The sequence below is a fragment of the Dietzia sp. Cai40 genome (assembly GCF_014145165.1).
Taxonomy (GTDB): Bacteria; Actinomycetota; Actinomycetes; order Mycobacteriales; family Mycobacteriaceae; genus Dietzia; species Dietzia natronolimnaea.
In genome coordinates this window covers 1-2,566 of record NZ_JAALEB010000224.1, presented here as the reverse complement: position 1 = coordinate 2,566, position 2,566 = coordinate 1, and the positions used below count along the sequence as shown (strand labels likewise).

Genomic DNA, 2,566 nt, shown 5'->3' with positions numbered 1-2,566 from the left:
GGGCCTGCGCGGCCGGCTGGCCCTGGGGCCGGGCCTGCGCGGCCGGCTGGCCCTGTTGACCTGCCGCCATCTGCTGCTGGTAGGCCTGCGCCTGCTGCTGTGCCGCCAACTGCGACTGCGCCTTGACCAGCGCCTGCTGGATCTCGTCAGGGATGGTCAGCGGAAGCACCTCCCGGACGGGCATCGGTCCGTCGCCACGGTTCACCAGCAGGTGCTTGAACACCTCCCGACCCTCCTCGGCGGCCTGCTCGGCCAGCTCCGGGGTGGCCATGATGCGCACCTCGGCGGTCCACCGGTGCCCGTCGACCCCGATCGCACGGAAGACGGCACCCGGCATGGCGGCCACGAGCTCGCGCCCCCACGGACCGTCCTCGACGGTGACCTCGGCGCCCTGACCCTCGAGCTGCTCGCGCATGGCGGCGACCATGGTCCGCCACTGCCCGGCCGACTTCGGCGCGGCGAAGGCGCGCGGGATCACCCGCGACACGGTGGTGACCACGTGGAACTCCGGCTGACCGTTCGGGTCCAGCGCGACGTTCAGATCGCGCCCGTTGGGGACGCCGATCACCAGGGAACCGAGGTCGAGGTGTCCGTACCCGAGGTCGGTGTAGTACCGGGCCACGTCCCCGACCGACGAGCGGTCATGCGGACCGGTCGTGGACGGTGCGGAGTCCGCGGGTTCCCCGGGGGTGGCGGCGTCGCGGTCCCCGGTCACCGACTTCTTGCGTCCGAACATGGTCGAATCCTCTCCGCGTGCGACCTGGTCCCGGTCGGGACCGTGCCTCTTGACGCTACCCAACGTGGTGTGGTGCCGGTCAGGTCAGGCGGTGGTGACCTCCGGTCGAGCCGTGGCCCCGCTCTCCCCGGTCGGTCTGGTCGAGCTCGTCGACCTCCTGCACGTCCCAGAGTTCGACTCTCTGGATGATCAACTGTGCGATCCGGTCACCTCGTCCGATGTGAACCGGTTCGGACGGGTCGAGGTTGACGAGGTTGACCTTGATCTCGCCGCGATACCCGGCATCGATGGTGCCCGGGGCGTTGACGATCGACAGTCCCGCCCGTGCGGCGAGACCGGATCTGGGGTGGACGAGCCCGGCGTACCCCTCCGGGATGGCGACGGCCACCCCTGTGCCCACCAGCGCACGATGCCCGGGTTCGAGTGCGCAGTTCTCGGCCGAGAACAGATCGATGCCCGCGTCGGAGGGGTGGGCGCGGGACGGCACCGGAAGACCGGGGTCCAACCTCCGTAGCCGCAGCGGTCCGCGTGATCCGGACGAGTGGTCGGGGTGGTTCATGGCTGGCCGCCCTCCTGCCGGGTGGAGCCCGGGTGATGGATAGTCTTGATGTCGTGACCGAAGAAGATCTCCGACCGTCGCCCGACCGGGTCCCGCGCCCTGTTCACTCGGAACGACTCCGGGTACCGGGATGGTGGTGGGTGCTTCTCGCCGCCATCACCGTCCTCGTGGCCGCCGTGGCCTCGGTACTCGGCGCGCCGTGGTGGCTGTGGCTGCTCACCGTGGTCGTGCCCGCCCTGTTCGCGTGGCTCTTCGTCACCGTCGGTCGCGAGCGTATCGAGGTCGAGTCCGACGGTCAGGGCGGAGGGACCCTGTACGCGGGCCGCGCGCGTCTGCCCTTCGAGGCGATCTCGCGCAGCGCCGTCGTGCCCGCGACCGCCAAGCAGGCCGCGATGGGGCGCCAACTCGATCCGGAGGCGTTCGTCGTCCACCGCGGTTATGTCCCCACCATGGTGATCGTCGTCCTGGACGACCCGCTGGACCCCACGCCCTACTGGCTGATCAGCACCCGTGACCCGGAAGGACTCGCGGCGGCCCTCCCGGACAACCACTACAGCTGAGCGATCAGCCCGCGCAGTCCACGCAGATCGGCAGTCCGTCCCTCTCCTCGGCGAACCGGCTCCGGTGATGGACGAGGAAGCAGTCTCCGCAGGTGAACTCATTGTCCTGCTCGGGAACCACACGGACCGTGAGTTCCTCTCCGGAGAGATCCGCCCCCGGGAGTTCGTAGGACTCGGCGGTATCCGTCTCGTCCACGTCGACCTCGCCGGTAGCCCCCTCCGCCCTCCGGGCCTTGAGTTCCTCCAGCGAATCACCGGCCAGCTCGTCAGCTTCGGTCCGGCGGGGTGCGTCGTAGTCGGTTGCCATGTGTCTCTTCTCTAGCGGTCAGGTGGCGAGGGGCGGTCGGTTCGATCGTGGACCGACCGGCGCACGCATATTAACGGAAACTAGCAGGGATTTCATCCGCGCTTCCGGACCGTGTCCCCACCGGGACGCCGATTCCCCGACGATTACAGTGGTGAGGCGGACCCGGACAGGGCTCCCGCACCGTGACACCTGCAGGAAGGACCCTCATGGTCGTCCACCTCAGCGCCCAGGCGACACCCAGTCCGACCCCCACTCGGGGGATGGGACGACTACGCAGCCCCTACGTGCTGTTCGTGGTGGCCACGCTGGTCCTCGGGGGTCTGGTGTGGGCTTCCGCGCTCATGGGCAGCGATGCGGCGACCCAGGCCGCCGCCTGCCCCGTGACGCCCGCGGCGGAGGAGGCC

Annotated in this window: 4 protein-coding genes; 1 reads left to right on the top strand and 3 read right to left on the bottom strand. The window is 69.8% G+C overall.

Annotated features, from left to right (window positions below; translation table 11 throughout):
- Together G6022_RS09425 and dut are read right to left on the bottom strand one after the other, a co-directional pair.
- Positions 1–736 (bottom strand): DUF3710 domain-containing protein (locus tag G6022_RS09425; protein WP_182691432.1); only part of this gene is annotated, 736 nt, incomplete at its 3' end.
- A gap of 79 nt (positions 737–815) precedes the next feature.
- A complete protein-coding gene (gene dut, locus G6022_RS09420) occupies positions 816–1,295 on the bottom strand; it encodes a dUTP diphosphatase (RefSeq protein ID WP_179525220.1) in 480 nt (159 codons plus the stop codon).
- Positions 1,296–1,348: 53 nt separating this feature from the next.
- Here dut and G6022_RS09415 point away from each other — a divergent pair, with 53 nt between their 5' ends.
- Positions 1,349–1,855, top strand: a complete 507-nt coding sequence (locus tag G6022_RS09415) for a DUF3093 domain-containing protein (RefSeq protein ID WP_179525219.1) — start codon at positions 1,349–1,351, stop codon at positions 1,853–1,855.
- Between the two features lie 4 nt (positions 1,856–1,859).
- On the opposite strand, the gene G6022_RS09410 is transcribed toward G6022_RS09415, so the two are convergent.
- The gene (locus G6022_RS09410; RefSeq protein WP_179525218.1) at positions 1,860–2,162 is read right to left on the bottom strand and encodes a DUF4193 domain-containing protein; all 303 of its coding nucleotides are present in this window, start codon (positions 2,160–2,162) and stop codon (positions 1,860–1,862) included.
- Positions 2,163–2,566 lie beyond the last annotated feature (404 nt).

What these genes read in the sequence shown, in the direction of transcription:
- dut (WP_179525220.1), bottom strand. Translation starts at nt 1,295, where the DNA reads ATGAACCACCCCGACCACTCGTCCGGATCACGCGGACCGCTGCGGCTA.
- G6022_RS09410 (WP_179525218.1), bottom strand. Translation starts at nt 2,162, where the DNA reads ATGGCAACCGACTACGACGCACCCCGCCGGACCGAAGCTGACGAGCTG.